General features: G+C 64.1%; 19 protein-coding genes. 3 read left to right on the plus strand and 16 right to left on the minus strand.

Annotation, left to right across the window (positions count from 1 at the left end; translation table 11 throughout):
• The 5 genes from NG1_RS26890 to NG1_RS26910 form a co-directional block, all read right to left on the minus strand.
• The coding region (locus tag NG1_RS26890; RefSeq protein ID WP_174554922.1) for a beta strand repeat-containing protein at nucleotides 1-1827 on the minus strand (1827 nt) is incomplete at its 3' end.
• A 337-nt stretch (nucleotides 1828-2164) separates the two neighbouring features.
• The gene (locus NG1_RS26895; RefSeq protein ID WP_040868226.1) at nucleotides 2165-2470 is read right to left on the minus strand and encodes a hypothetical protein; all 306 of its coding nucleotides are present in this window, start codon (nucleotides 2468-2470) and stop codon (nucleotides 2165-2167) included.
• Nucleotides 2467-2904 (minus strand): hypothetical protein, encoded by a 438-nt coding sequence (locus tag NG1_RS26900; RefSeq protein ID WP_062975360.1) that lies wholly within the window; start codon nucleotides 2902-2904, stop codon nucleotides 2467-2469. Before NG1_RS26900 ends, NG1_RS26895 begins: the two co-directional genes overlap by 4 nt.
• Nucleotides 2901-3122, minus strand: a complete 222-nt coding sequence (locus tag NG1_RS26905) for a hypothetical protein (protein ID WP_062975362.1) — start codon at nucleotides 3120-3122, stop codon at nucleotides 2901-2903. The genes NG1_RS26900 and NG1_RS26905 overlap by 4 nt, the downstream gene beginning before the upstream one ends.
• A gap of 781 nt (nucleotides 3123-3903) precedes the next feature.
• Nucleotides 3904-4635, minus strand: coding sequence for an IPT/TIG domain-containing protein (locus NG1_RS26910; protein ID WP_210750146.1), 732 nt, complete (start codon nucleotides 4633-4635; stop codon nucleotides 3904-3906).
• Nucleotides 4636-5033: 398 nt separating this feature from the next.
• Here NG1_RS26910 and NG1_RS26915 point away from each other — a divergent pair, with 398 nt between their 5' ends.
• Nucleotides 5034-5354: a hypothetical protein gene (locus NG1_RS26915; RefSeq protein WP_062975366.1), complete on the plus strand. Its 321-nt coding sequence runs from the start codon at nucleotides 5034-5036 to the stop codon at nucleotides 5352-5354.
• Nucleotides 5355-5544: 190 nt separating this feature from the next.
• Here NG1_RS26915 and NG1_RS26920 read toward each other — a convergent pair whose 3' ends face one another.
• The 10 genes from NG1_RS26920 to NG1_RS26965 all read right to left on the minus strand — a co-directional run bounded on the left by NG1_RS26920 (nucleotide 5545) and on the right by NG1_RS26965 (nucleotide 12622).
• Entirely contained in the window at nucleotides 5545-6141 is a 597-nt protein-coding gene (locus NG1_RS26920; protein ID WP_062975368.1) for a hypothetical protein, read from the minus strand.
• Nucleotides 6126-6971, minus strand: coding sequence for a hypothetical protein (locus NG1_RS26925; RefSeq protein WP_062975370.1), 846 nt, complete (start codon nucleotides 6969-6971; stop codon nucleotides 6126-6128). Before NG1_RS26925 ends, NG1_RS26920 begins: the two co-directional genes overlap by 16 nt.
• Nucleotides 6971-7285, minus strand: a complete 315-nt coding sequence (locus tag NG1_RS26930) for a hypothetical protein (RefSeq protein WP_062975372.1) — start codon at nucleotides 7283-7285, stop codon at nucleotides 6971-6973. The genes NG1_RS26925 and NG1_RS26930 overlap by 1 nt, the downstream gene beginning before the upstream one ends.
• The gene (locus NG1_RS26935; protein ID WP_157114257.1) at nucleotides 7285-7962 is read right to left on the minus strand and encodes a hypothetical protein; all 678 of its coding nucleotides are present in this window, start codon (nucleotides 7960-7962) and stop codon (nucleotides 7285-7287) included. The genes NG1_RS26930 and NG1_RS26935 overlap by 1 nt, the downstream gene beginning before the upstream one ends.
• Nucleotides 7963-8224: 262 nt before the next feature.
• Nucleotides 8225-9001: an ESX secretion-associated protein EspG gene (locus NG1_RS26940; RefSeq protein WP_062975377.1), complete on the minus strand. Its 777-nt coding sequence runs from the start codon at nucleotides 8999-9001 to the stop codon at nucleotides 8225-8227.
• Nucleotides 9002-9107: 106 nt separating this feature from the next.
• The gene (locus NG1_RS26945; protein ID WP_062975379.1) at nucleotides 9108-10259 is read right to left on the minus strand and encodes a chromosomal replication initiator protein DnaA; all 1152 of its coding nucleotides are present in this window, start codon (nucleotides 10257-10259) and stop codon (nucleotides 9108-9110) included.
• Nucleotides 10256-10729 carry a hypothetical protein gene (locus tag NG1_RS26950; RefSeq protein ID WP_245660071.1) on the minus strand — a complete coding sequence of 158 codons (474 nt, stop codon included), beginning with the start codon at nucleotides 10727-10729 and terminating at the stop codon, nucleotides 10256-10258. Before NG1_RS26950 ends, NG1_RS26945 begins: the two co-directional genes overlap by 4 nt.
• Nucleotides 10730-10768: 39 nt before the next feature.
• Nucleotides 10769-11311, minus strand: coding sequence for a DUF3558 domain-containing protein (locus tag NG1_RS26955; protein ID WP_062975381.1), 543 nt, complete (start codon nucleotides 11309-11311; stop codon nucleotides 10769-10771).
• Between the two features lie 232 nt (nucleotides 11312-11543).
• Nucleotides 11544-11744 carry a DUF397 domain-containing protein gene (locus NG1_RS26960; RefSeq protein ID WP_062975383.1) on the minus strand — a complete coding sequence of 67 codons (201 nt, stop codon included), beginning with the start codon at nucleotides 11742-11744 and terminating at the stop codon, nucleotides 11544-11546.
• Nucleotides 11741-12622, minus strand: coding sequence for a helix-turn-helix domain-containing protein (locus NG1_RS26965; RefSeq protein ID WP_062975384.1), 882 nt, complete (start codon nucleotides 12620-12622; stop codon nucleotides 11741-11743). The genes NG1_RS26960 and NG1_RS26965 overlap by 4 nt, the downstream gene beginning before the upstream one ends.
• A gap of 250 nt (nucleotides 12623-12872) precedes the next feature.
• On the opposite strand from NG1_RS26965, the gene NG1_RS26970 reads away from it, so the two are divergent.
• Nucleotides 12873-13334: a hypothetical protein gene (locus NG1_RS26970; protein WP_062975385.1), complete on the plus strand. Its 462-nt coding sequence runs from the start codon at nucleotides 12873-12875 to the stop codon at nucleotides 13332-13334.
• On the plus strand, nucleotides 13331-13759 hold the full coding sequence (locus NG1_RS26975; RefSeq protein ID WP_062975386.1) for a DUF4254 domain-containing protein: 429 nt from the start codon (nucleotides 13331-13333) through the stop codon (nucleotides 13757-13759). Before NG1_RS26970 ends, NG1_RS26975 begins: the two co-directional genes overlap by 4 nt.
• 6 nt (nucleotides 13760-13765) lie before the next feature.
• Here the strand turns inward: NG1_RS26975 and NG1_RS26980 are convergent, their stop codons facing one another.
• Nucleotides 13766-14263 (minus strand): peroxynitrite isomerase, encoded by a 498-nt coding sequence (locus tag NG1_RS26980; RefSeq protein ID WP_084499217.1) that lies wholly within the window; start codon nucleotides 14261-14263, stop codon nucleotides 13766-13768.
• Between the last annotated feature and the right edge of the window lie 102 nt (nucleotides 14264-14365).

Consider the following 14365-nt stretch of genomic DNA (forward strand, 5'->3'; position numbering starts at 1 on the left):
ACCGAAGTTCACCGCGGTGGTTCCGGTCAGACCTGTTCCGGTGATGACGACCGTCGTGCCGCCTGCTTCCACGCCCGCGTTCGGCACCACCGCGGTGACGGTGGGCAGTGCGACGTAGGTGTAGGCGACGCTGTTACTGGTTCCGCCCCCGGTGGTGACGGTAACTCCGACGGTCCCCGTTCCCGCCGGTGCGACGGCGACGACTTGGGTGTCGGAGACGACGACGAACGAGGTCGCCGGTGTGGCACCGAAGTTCACCGCGGTCGCTCCGGTGAATCCGGTTCCGGTGATGACGACCGTCGTTCCGCCGGTGACCGGTCCTACGCTCGGAACCACCGTGGTGATGGCGGGCACCGCGACGTAGGTGTAGGCGACGCCGTTACTGGTTCCGCCCGCGGTCGTGACGGTGACCAGCACGGTCCCGGTCCCCGCCGGTGCGACGGCGGTGATCTGGGTGGCCGAGTTGACGGTGAACGAGGCTGCCGGTGTGGCGCCGAAGTTCACCGCGGTCGCTCCGGTGAGCCCGGTGCCGGTGATGACGACCGTTGTCCCGCCGGTGACCGGTCCTATGTTCGGGACCACCGTGGTCAGCGCGGGGATCGGGATATAGGTGTAGGCGAGGCCGTTGCTGGTTCCGCCGGGTGTCGTGACGGTGACCTGCACGGTCCCGGTCCCGGCCGGCGCGACCGCCGTGATCTGGGTAGCCGAGTTGACGGTGAACGAGCTCGCGGGTGTGCCACCGAAACTGACCGCCGTCGCTCCCGTCAGATTCGTTCCCGTGATGATGACCGTCGTCCCCCCGGTGACCGGACCGGTATTCGGCACCAACGTGGTGATGGCGGGCACCGCGACGTAGGTGAAGGGGAGGCCGTTGCTGGTTCCGCCGGGTGTCGTGACGGTGACCTGCACGGTCCCCGTGCCGGCCGGTGCGACGGCGGTGATCTGGGTATCGGAGTTGACGGTGAACGAGGTCGCCGGTGTGCCACCGAAACTGACCGATGTGGCAGTCGACAGGCCCGTTCCGGTGATGACGACCGTGGTTCCGCCGGTTGTCGGTCCGGTATTGGGTGCGAGGCTCGTCAGCGCGGGGACACCGGCGTAGGTGTAGGTGACGCCGTTGCTGGTTCCGCCCGAGGCCGTGACCGTCACCTGCACGCTGCCCGTTCCGGGCGGTGCGATGGCGGTGATCTGAGTGGGGGAGTTGACCGTGAAGATGGTTGCGGTATTGCCGAACCGGACGGTCAACGGGCCGGTGAACCCGGTGCCGGTGATCGTGACGGTGTTGCCGCCCGAGGCGGGCCCGGCGGTCGGCGAAATGGCCGTGATGGTGGGTACGACGACATAGATGAACGGCACCGCACCGCTGGTGCCACCCGGTCCGGTCACCGTGACCGGCACGATCCCCGTTCCGGCAGGCGCGACAGCCGTGATCTGCGTGTCGGAGTTGACGGTGAACGAAGTCGCCGGGGTGCTACCGAAGTTGACCGCGGTGGCGCCCGTGAAGCCCGAGCCGGTAAGGGTGACCGTCGTACCGCCACCCGTGGAGCCCTGATTGGGACTGATGCTGTTCAGCGCGGGGACCGGCACATAGGTGTAGGCGACCCCATTGCTGGTCCCGCTCGAATTGGTCACGGTGACCTGCACCGTACCTACCGATCCGGCGGGAGCTATCGCCGTGATCTGCGTAGGGGAGTTGATGGTGAAAGTGGTCGCGGTGTTACCGAACCGGACGGTCATGGGGCCGGTGAATCCGGTACCCGTGATCGTGACATTGGTTCCCCCCGTGGTCGGGCCTGATGTCGGGGAGAGGGAAGTGATGGTAGGCATGATGCTGCCTCCTTGTCGCCGTGGTGATAATTCCTCTGCACCGGGGGGCGCCCGCCGCTGTTCAGCAGCCCGGCTATCTCCATTAACTCCCTTGAATCGGTGCCTGGCAACGTGTCTGACGATCCGTTTTGGTCCGTTTTCGGATTGGCAACGGCGCGTCGCATTGTGACGTGAACGTCCTGGCAGGCGTTGTGGCAGCGTTGTTTTCGGCAGGGCTTCGCCAGGGCTGCCGGTGGGTGCGCCAACGGTGAGCCCGCCGAGAGCCGCGGTGCTGGCGAACGATTGGCGACCAACCGGAACGTCCTTCAGCGTTCCGCCCGGAAAGCGTCTTCTCGCGCTACAGGAACAGCTCCGGTGGGTCGTCGAATTCGATGCCCGCCTGCCGTGCCCGGGTCACCATCTTGCGATCCCACTCGCGGTGCACCCGCAGCGCCATGCGGAACTCGCCCATCTGCTCGGACATCTGCTGGGTCTGCGAAATGGCGAGGTCGCTGAGGACTTTCGCCGCGTCGGCCTTCGTCTTCGTCATGTGAGCGTCGACGTCGCCGCGCTTGAACCACGCGGTGACCGCCGCCGACAGCACCGACGAACTGGCGATGAGCACCAGTGCCGCGAAGATCGGCGACTGCTGGATGATGTTCACGGCGCCTCCCGGAGCTTCACCGCGCGCAGCGCCCGGACGTCCTGCAGTACCTGTCGGCGCTTCCACAGGAACGCGATGCCCAGCGCGATGGGCAGCGGTCCGCCGAGAACCGTGGCCGGACCGATGGTTCGGTGCTGGATCTGCAACAGCAGCAGTTGCGCACCGTAGGCCACCAGTGACCAGCCGAGCGCCCCCAGGCCGACCTGCTCGACCAGATATCCCCAGACGCGCCGGGCGAACAGACCGACCAGCGTCGCGACGCAGCCGATCAACATGAGGACGAGCCACAGCGTGCGGAATCCGGATGGCATGGCCGTGGTCGCCGATGCCGGCGGCGGGCCGTAGATGCACTGCAACAGCATCGAGACACCGAACACAGCGCACAGCACCACCTCGAAGGGGTCGTGGCGCGTCCTTTCCTTCGGGGTCCTCATGCTGGTTCACCGCTGTCCGGTGGCGCCGGGCTCACCCGGTGGCGCGCCGACTCGACCGCGGGCAGGCCCAGAGCCGCCGCGACGATGGCGAGGACGAAACCCGAGAGGTCGGACGAGAGGACGCCCTTGGTGACCCCGTAACCGATCAGCGCCGCCAGCAGCGGGTACAGCAAGGCGCGGACGGGCTCACTGTGCAGGATGGTGACTACTTTGTTCATCGGTTCTTCCCTTTCTTTCTTGTTGTGGCACCGACGGTGCGTCGGCCGATCGCGGACTCCGCCGTCCGAAAGCTGTGCGTTCGTGCGGTTGGTCGGATTCCGGCGATCCGAAAGTTCGGATCGCGTTGTCGCAGGCCCATCCGCGTTGTGGGATCTAGTCGAACCCGTGTGCGGTGGAGGAGGGTTCGTGGTGCGGCGCTGCGGCCCGTGCCGGAGCGGTGCCGTCCACTGGAATGCCGGTTGTCACCGTGCCGCGAGGACCTCGCGAGTTCTGTCCCGAGGACGGGGAGAGGAATGTAGGCATAACGCTGCCTCTCTGTTTGCTGGTTCCTCCGTGCCGGGAGTGTCCGACGGTAGTCGTAAACCGGTTAACTCCGTTATGCCCCAGGATCTGCGGGTCGGCAACGCGTCGGATGATCCGTTTTTGTCCGTTTTCCAGATCGTTGCCAGGTATTGACCAGCGCTGGAGCTCCAGCGCGAACGCATTGTGTGGCCTTGCCGCAGCGCGGATCTCGTCGGTGTGGCCGGAGGGGGTGGTCGGCTGCGGCTTCGGCTGTACCGTACTCGAGCGAAACGCTCTCGCGCGCAACGCTTGTCGCTGTATCCCTGTTCGTCTACTCGGCAGCGGATCGTGTCCGCTCCTCGGAGCCGGTATGCGGAGAGCTCCAGATGATCCTGGTCGGTCTGTTCAATACTGACTCGGGAGGGTTTCGGAGTCGATCGGAGCCAACGTGATTGGGCCGCCGCCGGAAATCCGGCGACGGCCCATGAGCTGTCTCGATCAGGCGTAGGTGTAGGTCAGGCCGTTACTGGTGCCGCCGGAGCCGGTGACGGTCACCTGAACGTCTCCCGCCGCGTGGGCCGGGGCGATGGCGGTGATCTGCGTCGACGAGTCGATCGTGAAGGTCGTCGCGGTGCTGCCGAACCGTACCGTCAGCGGACCGGTGAACCCGGTGCCGGAGATCGTGACGCTGTTCCCGCCCGAGGTGGGGCCCGAAGCCGGGACGATCGACGTAATGGTGGGCACCACGACGTAAATGAAGGGAATCCCGTTGCTGGTGCCACCCGGAGCGGTGACGGTGACCGCCACGATCCCCGTGCCGGCCGGGGCGACGGCCGTGATCTGCGTGTCCGAGTCAACGGTGAACGAAGTCGCCGGTGTGGTACCGAAAGTGACCGCGGTGGCGCCCGTCAGTCCCGAGCCGGTGAGGGTGACCGACGTCCCGGTGGGCCCTTGGCCGGGGGCGATGGAGTTCAATGCCGGCACAGCGAGATAGGTGTAGGTGGCTCCGTTGCTGGTACCGCTCGAGTCGGAGACCGTCACCTGTACCGGACCGGCCGACCCCGCGGGCGCGACGGCCGTGATCTGGATAGCGGAGTCGATGGTGAAAGTCGTTGCGGTGGAGCCGAAGCGCACCGTTAGCGGGCCGGTGAACCCCGTACCGGCAATCGTGACGCTGGTGCCGCCCGTCGTGGGGCCCGAGGTCGGGGTGATAGCAGTGATAGTGGGCACGGCGATGCCTCCTGGTTTCCGTGGAGATCGATTCTCTGTACCGGGCAGTGCCCCGACTCACCAGATGGCCCGGCACTTTCCATTAGCGCCCCGCTACGGTTGATTCGGCAATGAGTCACCCACTCTGTTTTTGTCCGTTTTCGTCGCTGTGCCAGATGTTCTCGTGGCAGGGTGTGGCTCGGTGGTTGCCCTCCGAGCGGCGGGACCGCCGGGCTTCGAGGCCCGTTCGAGAGCGATATCGTGGACCGGTTGTAGAACATTGCGTCTGAGGGGGATTCATTGACCGATCGAGACGGTGCCGGAATCGGTAAGCCGGGCAGTCCAAGCGGGCTTCGCCGGTCTTCCACCGATGCACGAGTAAGTCGTACTCGTCGTGCCGCTCGGGCGGGAATCCGCGCGTGAACGGACGGCCTCCACTGCTCCCGGCCGGTCCGGGTCCGGTCCTCGACGCCAAGTCGATCCTCGACGGAACCGTCGACATGCGCACCTACCAGCGCAAGCACCTGATCATCTACGCGCAGCCCCGGCGCGGTCTCGCCTGGGACTCGGGCCTGCTGAAAGCCAACCACCACGGAACCCTGTCGACCCTGACATCCTGCATCGAATGGTTGGACATGTACTTCGGCTGGGAGGTGGTGAGCGTCTTCACCCGCCAGGTCGACAAGTACTACATCCACCACGCGATGCTCCGGCGTCGAGCCGCGAATCAGCAGGTCTGAATTCGCTTCACCGATCGGGTGCGCTGTCCGGTGACAATGGCCGGTCGAAGATCGTTTGGGCCATTTCGCTCGGGCAGTACTCCCGGTTGTCGAGAGCGCGCGGACGGGGGAGTTGTTCCGGTGGTTCCAGCGGAAGATGTTAGGAAGGTGCCACCAGCGCGTTGTCGTTCCACGCGCCATGCGAGAGCGATCAGCCCTTCAACGTACGGATCATGTGCACCAGTGCTTGCGCGCCCTCTCGTGTCGGTTTGTCATCTCGCGTCGTTTGATCTTCGGTGGCTCTGAAGTGGAGTTCGCCCTTCCAGCCGTCGATCGTGGCGGTGAGGTCGACGTCGAGCAGAGTGGTGGCGTGATCGCCCCCCTTGGGCAGTGGCTCGGTAGCTACCTTGACGGTCGCGCCGTCCACAGTCCGGACCTTGGCCGGGTAGTTCTCTGCCGTCGCGGGAGGTGTGGACAGGGTGTTACCACTGGTGACGCGAAACAGGGATACGTATCCGAGGTAGGGCCACGCGGACCCGTCGGCCTTCTCATAGGCGCACCCGTTGCCGCCGCCGATCTCATCGGTCAGCGCTTTTCCACCAGCACCGGGGCTGATCTTCAGATTTTCGGTACCAGCGCGGGTGACGAAAAACTGTTTCGTAGAGTCGCATAAGTCCTGGATGGTGTGGCTGCTCGTCGGTATCTCATATCTTTCGGGTTTAGTGCGCGAAAACAGATCGCAAGCCGAAAGCATTACTACCAGCACGGAAATCGCCAGCAGCTTTCGCAGGTTCATGTCGCCTGCCATTCAGGGCTGGGATAGTTGGTATTGAAGTCGTCGGAAGCGCTGCGCGGCCACCGGTTGTTATGGAACCCTTTCTGATTTTCTGTCGACTCCCGTATCTTGTTGATGCTCTGCGCTTGTAAAAGTATGGCATCCAGAAGCTTGTTCGTGTGCTCGACGGCGCTGCTGATCGCTTTTCCGATGATATCAATCGTATCGGATATTACCATCGGAGCGGCGACGAAGGTGACGATCTTGGCAAGAGCTGTCCCGAGTTTTATGAGCAGGTCCGCGATATCCGTGACGATCTTGGAATAAAAGTCCCAAGCGATGTCCGATACCTTGGCAAGTGCTTCGGTCATCTTATCGCAGGTTGATTTTGCGGAATCCATTGCGGTGTCCTGGAGTGTGCGCGCCGCTGTGTACTTGAGTGCCGCCGCTCCTGTCCAGTAGCCGATGACGTTCCCGTTGTTCACCTCGTTGTTCTGCGCGCCGCCGATCTTCCCCTTCAGCGTCGTCCATGCCTCGCTCGTCTGCAGGAAGGCGATGGGTGCCTTCAAACTGTCGACCGCGCCCTGCAGTTTGTCCAAGAGCTCCTGGATCTTCTTCTTGATCTCTTCCTTATGGTCCTGCATGTAACCGGTGAAGTCGTCCTCGGTCATCGCGCCGTAGACGGCACCTGCCACCGCACCCGCCATTCCGAAGAATGTCGCTGCCTCGACCTCGGCGGCGGCGATGGCCGCCTTCCGGAACGCGTCATCCACCTTGGCGGGTTGGCTCCTGATCTCCGCGATCTGGTCCGAGAACCTATCGAGTACCGTGTTGATCTCGTCCAGCGACTTCGTGGCACCCATCAGTAATCCGCTTCCAGCTCGATCAGAACGTTCGCGAAGTTCTGGTCCTGCTCCTGATATACCTTGGCGACATGGTCCAGAACCCTGGCGATGGAATCGGTTTCATCTCTTCCTTCGACCAGTCTGTCGTACATATACCGCGCGGCCGCCATCTGGGCATCCCAAGTTTCTCGGAAAAGCCCCCAGGCGACGTCCTGATGACTGAAGTGGATGCTCTGAGCCTCGGTAGCGGCGACGGTGAGGGCGTCCGACGCCTGATCCCAGGCTTTGGCGGCCTTGACAAGTTGGTTCAGATCCGCTGAGAAATTGACCATTACGAGTTCCTCATCAGGTAGCGCTTGTATTCCGCGAGTTCGTGTTCGAGCTCATCGTCGGTGCGGTCGGCCCATGTCCCGTCTTCGTGGAAACGTGGGCGCTGTTGCCGAATCTGATTCGCGCAGTCGAGGATGTCGTGCGCAATGTAGGACGGGCTGGCCGTGGCCGCCCACCGCGGATCGATCTCGATGCCGCCGATGCGCGAGATGTTCGCGACCACCGTGATCGAGGGCACTCCGAAGTCGGTCACCGGCCCTTGCCCTACGAATTCGTCACTCAGCCGCAATGATCGTTCGACCCTCTCGAATTCGGCGAGCGATCGGGTATCGAGAAGCGTGATCAGTTCTTCACGGCGAGAGGGCGTGACGGTCAATTCGGTCCACCTACCCGATGCGATGACCGGCGCGTCATGCCGCCAAAGCGCCACATAGTAGCCGGTCATCGCCGCGGCGGAGAGGTCCGCGGATTCCAGGCGGTCGTGAATATTCCGGCTCACATCGACATCTACCGGAAGGCGCCCTTCGTCGAGATTCATTGTGATCAGGCCGACTCCGATCAAGCCAGTCGCCACTCTTTCCCCTTCTGTCTTCACTGCAGTGGCATGGTTGTGCCGATGGCCGCCCACCGTCGAATCAAGTGACAACGGGCTGCAATCACCGCGGACCGCGTAAGTCACCAGCCCCCTCACGGCCCGCCGTGGTGCACCAGCAATCCAGTAATTCGTTCCCCTCATGCTGTTGCCGGACAGACACTACCGTTCCTTTTGCCGCCCCGACAAGGGTGAAGCCACGGCTTGGAAGGTAGGTCCTGCCACAGCGTACTTCGACGCGAAAACCACACTCCAGCAATACATGAGCCACGCGGCTTCGCTCGGTCGCGTGCGGACGCACCGCCGCTGGAGCCGGGACCCGGCGCGGCGGGCGAGTAGCGACCCACGCCTACCAACTTTCGGGGTGGGTGGCTGCGAGGCGTTCGAGGGCTTGGTTGATCCAGGTTGTGAAGTGGGTGGTCAGGTCGGTGGGGGTGGTTGGGCGGACGGTTATGTGGTCGGTGCGGTGTTCGGTGTAGCGGCCGTCGTCGGAGATGTCGTGCCATTGGAGGACTTTGGTGGGTTTTGCGCGGGTGTGTAGGGGAGCGGTGAGGAGGACGGCGGTGCCGCCGCCGTCGACGGGGCGGCCGAGGAGGCGCTGGTATTGCTCGCGGGGAGTGTTGCGGGCGTTGTCCTGGAGGTAGGTGTCGCGGCGGGGGGTCAGGTCGTGGGGGTGGAAGGTGGCCGGTCGCTCGGCTCCGGGGGTGCAGGGAGGGATGGCGTTCACGAGGCGGGCCGGGAGTTGGTCGGCGGGGAACATGCGTGCGCGGATCGGGCCGTGCTCGGTTTGATTGCCCGCCTGGCTCAGGATGACGGCGCGGTAGCTGTCGCGTGCGCCGAGGATCCGGTACTCGCGGATGTCGTCGGGACCGGTGCTGTTCTTGTGCTTGCACGTGCCGCCGAGGATCTCGATGCGGAGGTCGGAGTCGCCCAAGGTGCGGAAGGCCGCGGCGATCTCATCGCGTTCGTCGGCGGAGTAGCGCTGCCACACGGCGGTACGGTGGGCGGCGAAGTCGTCGCGGAAGGCGAAACGACTGGTGTAGCGCAAGGGGCCGGGGATGCGATCGTGGGCGTCGCCGTACCAGAGAGCGGCGAAGTCGTCGGGATCCCAGGTCCATTCAGCCATGTGAGGTCCAATCCGGCCGCGTGAAGGCGGCCAATGTCCACGCGCGCACGCCCGCCGCCGATACGCGATGCGGGCGCGCGCGAAGTCGAGAAGGGGTGTGGCCCGATCAGTCGGGCGTGCCGCCGATGACGCCGCCGGGCAGCGTTCTCGGGACTTCGCCGAGCAGCTCGTCGGTGTTCTCCTGGGTGATCAGGTAGTCCGGCGTCTTGTGCTCGGATTCGTCGTCCTTGCCGCCGCCGCGAGCCCCGGGGGCCATCATGCCCGGCGTACCGCTCGTGCCGCGGACCGAGGTGTTCGTTGTCGCGGCCGGATTGACCGATGTGCTCGGCGTGCCCGGTGCTCCCGCGATGCTGCGCCCCGGTTGCGGCTGGTTCGTGGTGCCGGGAGTCCCGGGACTGCTCGGGGTGCCCGGGCTGTGCGGAGTCGGAGTTCCGGCCGGCACGGTCTTGGTCGGGTCCGTGGTACCGGCGGGAGTCGTCGACGTGGGGTCCACGCTGGCGGGTGTGGTCGAGGTGTCCGTCGCTGTCGTGTCGGAGGATTGTTCGTCCTGCGTCGACTCGTCGGTGGACTGCGGCTCCTCGGTGCTCGTCTCGTCGGGCTTGCCGTCGCCGTCCTTTTCGCCGGGAGTGCCGGTGTCGGTAGGGCTGGTGCCCGGGTCGTTCGTCGTGGGTCCGCCGCTGTCGTCGCTGTGGTATCCACCCGGCGGGGGCGCTGGAATGTCCACCGATGCGGTCGGGCCGACCGGAGTGGGCAACACCGGGATCTTGCCGTCCATCTCGCTGAACGGCTGCACGTAGAACTCCTTCATCGCCACCCGCGCGGACTGCTCGGCCTCGGACCGGTCGTCCGACAGAATCCATCGCGTCGGATGAAAGATCCGCTCGCCGACGGAGAATTCGACGAGGTCCGGGAGAGCCTTCTTCGTATCGGCGATCGCGGTGGCGGCGTCGCGGACCCGGCAATACAGCTCATCGAGGGAAGTCGTCAAATTTTGCGCTTCACTGGTGTACTTGGCGATCGCGCTTTTGGATTGCTCCGCTGCGGGGCCGGACCAGGCTTGAGCGATGGAGGTTTGGATGGAGCGGGCGAAGGTTTCTACACCCTGCTCCCATTCGCTGCGAGCCTGCCAGTACTTGTCAGCTTGCATGAAAGCGCCACCGTTATCGAGCGGTTTGAACGCCTCGTTGATCTCGGAGTGGCCCCAACTGTCGGGATGCTCGCCACCGTTCGGAATGCGCGGGCTCTCGTAGGCGCTCATCTGCCTGTTCCATCCGGAAGTGAGACGGGTCCTGCAGGACGCTGGACGGGTGACCGCTCCGGTAGTGTTGTGTTCAGTCGCTCGAACTCCGCAGCAAAGTTGCTGTCCGCCTGCATCATTCGATCGCGGGCTATCCGGTGTACCTCTTGGATATCCTCGACGATACGATAGTGGTCGTCCAGGATCGCGTAGACGCTGTTGTTATCGTCCGCGCCTCTTGCCTTGTCCTTGAAGCGGTTGACCAATGTGGACCCTGACACTAACTTTTGGTCTGTCTCGCCAAGCCCCCATGATGGTTGCCGCGAGACCTCATCCATTATCATCTGAATACGGCGGATCGTACGCTTGAAGTAGTCGCAGTCGCGATCGATGTAGACGAAGTCTTCCGCTGTCATCTGAACTGCGACGTTACCCTCACGCGCTGCTGTAACCAGATTCGCCATTGGCCTGGTCGTCTGGTCATCACCCATGTTCACCCCTCCCGGTGATTCCGATCCAAGACCAGTTGATTACGCGTTCGTAGGCATTGTGGGAACAACTTTTTCGGCCAACGTGCGTGCAAGCTCACAGGTATCTAGCGAGCCAGTACTGCGATTCGATGCCGGGTTGCTGAGATTGATCTCCAAGCTGCCGCCTTTCATCTCGACGTTGATGGTGCAAGCTTCTCTGAAGCGTTCAGCAACCTGGCGTGTCGAGATCGACGGACGGCCGGTTATAAGAAACTCGCGGGCGTCGGCGAAGTTCTTTTTCCGAACCATGTCCAGATTGATGTTGGTCGTCTGAATGGTGGCCGCGTAGCCGTCTGTCTGAACCCACATGCATCCGCGCCATTTCACACCGCCGGTGGCTTCGGAGTTGTCCGGTGTCTTGTCGAGCAGCTTTTCCGAGTCCAAGACGGTCTTGGGGACGTCTTCGCACGGTCGGTAACCGGAGGGCACGTCAGACGCAAGGCTCGGTGCGGAGGATGGCGTGCTTTGTCCAGTCGGTTGATCGTCGTCGTCCGAAGTCGAGCATCCCGCCACTGCCACGATCGCGCCGAGAATGGGAATCATTAGTCGTTTGCTGGACCTGCTTGTCATCGAACCCCCGCCGCCGGTACTAGGACGCCCTACTCGAGGAACGGAACCGGCTCCTCCGCCCCATCAGCGAGTGTCGACGCTACCGGGGGTTTCCGGCAGGTGCAAGCGGCAGGAGAAGGACTTTCGCTCACCCGCGCGAGCACGCCCCGGCGCATCCGGCGAGAGAAGGCCGGGGCTGTGGTCGAGGGACTTAGCTACGGCTCAGTCAACTGAGCTCGCCGCTGGCTACGCGTGTGGTGAACCGGTCCCACACGCTCGGCGTGAACACGATTGCCGGGCCAGCGGGGTTCTTCGAATCGCGCACACCCACCAATCCTTCGCGCAGAAACGCGACCTCCACGCAGTCCCTGTCCGCGCTGCTGTAGCTGCTCTTGAACCAAGTGGCATCGGATAGGCTGGCGCTCATTCGGCATACTCCTTGGCGATCTGGCGGATGAGGGCTCGGCTTCTCTCCTGGTCGAGGGCCGATCGCAAGAGGTCCGCGAACGCCTGACGGTGAGCCCGGACCTCGTCAGGCTTCTCAAGATACAGGTCACCGGTGAATCCCTGCACGTAGACGACCGGTGGCTCGGTGAGATGGGCGATCGGGTGCTGCGGGAAGTCGAGAATCACGAACGAGCCGACGTTCAGCCCGGCGTATGCCTCTGCGGCAAGGGGCACCACATGTACCGAAACATTCGGTTGTTCACCGACTCGCACCAGGTGTTCGAGCTGGCCCTCCATGACCGAGGGGCCACCGATCGCCCGACGCAGTGCGGATTCATCGATGACGGCTTCGAAACGTACCGGCTCGGAGTCATTGTCCAAGCGCGATTTCCGCTGCCTGAATGCCTCCATCTTCCGCTCGACCTCCGCCCCGGACATCGCCGCGAAGCGGACCCAGATCAAGGCACGCCGATACTCGTCGGTTTGCAGCAGTCCGGGGAGGAGGGTTGTTTGATAGGAGCCGATGCGTTTGGCTGTCGCCTCCAACTCCACGAAGAGGTTGAAGTCCTCGAGGATGGTGTCGTTGAACGCATGCCACCATCCGCTGCGCTTGGTCTCCTCGACCAGGTTGAGCAGGATGGCGGTGCGTTCTTCGGACGCCCCGTATAGCTTGCACAGCCCCTCCACGAACAGGGGATGGAGCCGGACCGGCTGCCCGGTCTCCATCCGCCACAGCGTTTGTTTGCTGACGTCGATCGCGTCGCGGGCGTACTCCGCGCTGATGCCCGCGCTGATCCGCATCGCCCGCAGCTGCCGCCCCAGCATCCGACGGGGCAGGGTGGAACCTGTTGAAGTCACGACGAATCCCTTTCGTAGCCGAACTAGCGGCCGGGTACCTAACTGGAACCTTGTGGCGGGGGGCCTTGGAACCTGGGCGGTTTTCGCCCGATTCCACCACTGAGAACGTTCCCGCCCAGCAATATCCGGTGCTCTACTGATCGCGACCGGTCCGAATCGAAGAAGTGCTGAAACCTTAACCGCCCCAACGGTTACAGGTCCAGCGACCGGGATTTCTCGCGTACCGAACTAGGTGAATCGAGGTTGGCGAATGAATCATGCGGCATTCGCGGACACCCCAGCGTCCCGCTGTGCGTTTTACCGCCGCACCTGTGGGCTGCCCGCCGGGATACATCCGGAGATCGGCCGCATCGTCGTGAAGGCGGGTGTGGTGGGCGGGATAACGATGCCTGACGGGCTGGGGCAGTGTGTGCGCGACGACATGCTGTTCCGTGGCCAGGCGGTCGGCCCGGTGGTCGCGCATATTCGTTCTCGCCGATGGACTTTCTTGTGCCGGCCGGATGTACCCGACGACGTGCGGCTGTTCGCAGCGTTGTTCCGGATCGACGTTTCGATCGTGCCTTTCGGCAGCGAAATCGCATTGCCGTCACCCGCCGACGCGAGCGGAGGATTTCGTCGATGGGTGGTGCCGCCGCGGGATACGTTCCGTCCGTCCGGGATGGGGATCGTGAACTGCGTGCTGGCCCGTGCGGGCAGGAAAGGTGCGGTATGAGCGACGGACTGCCGACGCGAAGTCAACTGCTGCACGCCTGCCGGGAGGATGCGCCGCCGCCGGGACATCCGGTGCTACTGCGGGCGCGCACCCTGGCCGACCTGCATTTCCGCCGCATCCGCATGGATCGGGGATGTCGCTGCGGCGCCGACGGACAGCGGGACCGGTTGATCAGGGACATCGATCGTTGGATCGAGGTTCGTCTGCCCACGGCGCGCGGCGGAGCCTATCTGCACACCGAATCGTTCGGGTCGGTGGTCGACCGGCTGGCGCGGCTCAGCGCATGCGCGTACGCGGCCATGGCCGACGATCAGCAGTGGGATCTTTGGTTCGCGTGGGAGCGGCTGGCCGAAGCGGCGGTCGCCTACGAGGATCTGGTCAGCGAGCTGAGCAGTGGGCGGCGCCGGTTGCCGAGCACTTTCTAGTGCGGCTCAATTCCGCAGCAGGGTGGCGGCGAGGTGATGTTGCAGTGGTTCGCCGACCGCCGCCATCCGCAGTGTGTAGTCGATGGTGTCGCCGGACAGGCGCAGCGACCGGCCGAGGGCCGTGACGAGTTTCGCGGTGCTGCTGCGGCCGATGGCGGTGGAGTCCAATTCCATGCGCAGCGTGCCGTCCTCGACGGCGAGCGAGCCCTCGCAGATTTCGGTGATACCGGTGGGATGGGCGAGGATCAATTCGACGCGGTCCGGGCGCGGGCAACGCAGATAGCCGGTCTCGGCGTGCAGCGGCCGGCCGTCGTCGGCGGCGCGGGTCTTCTGCCGGTAGGTGAGGAAGGGACGGCCGAGATGGCCGAACCGGATTTCCTCGACATAACCGAACGGCTGAATGGTCGGGTATTCCCCCTGCCCGTTGCCGCGCCAGGTGCCGAGCAGCGGAGCGAGCGGAGCGATATCGGGATGGAGAGCAATAGGAGGCTGGGGTTCGACCACGGCGAACAGCCTAACCCGTCCTCGTTCAACCGTTCGGGTACTCCCGAATTTGCTCCACGCTAAGGTTAGCTTCGCCTTATCACCAATGTGGTGTGGTCGGAA

It is taken from the genome of Nocardia gamkensis NBRC 108242 (genome assembly GCF_001612985.1).
GTDB classification, from domain to species: domain Bacteria; phylum Actinomycetota; class Actinomycetes; order Mycobacteriales; family Mycobacteriaceae; genus Nocardia; species Nocardia gamkensis.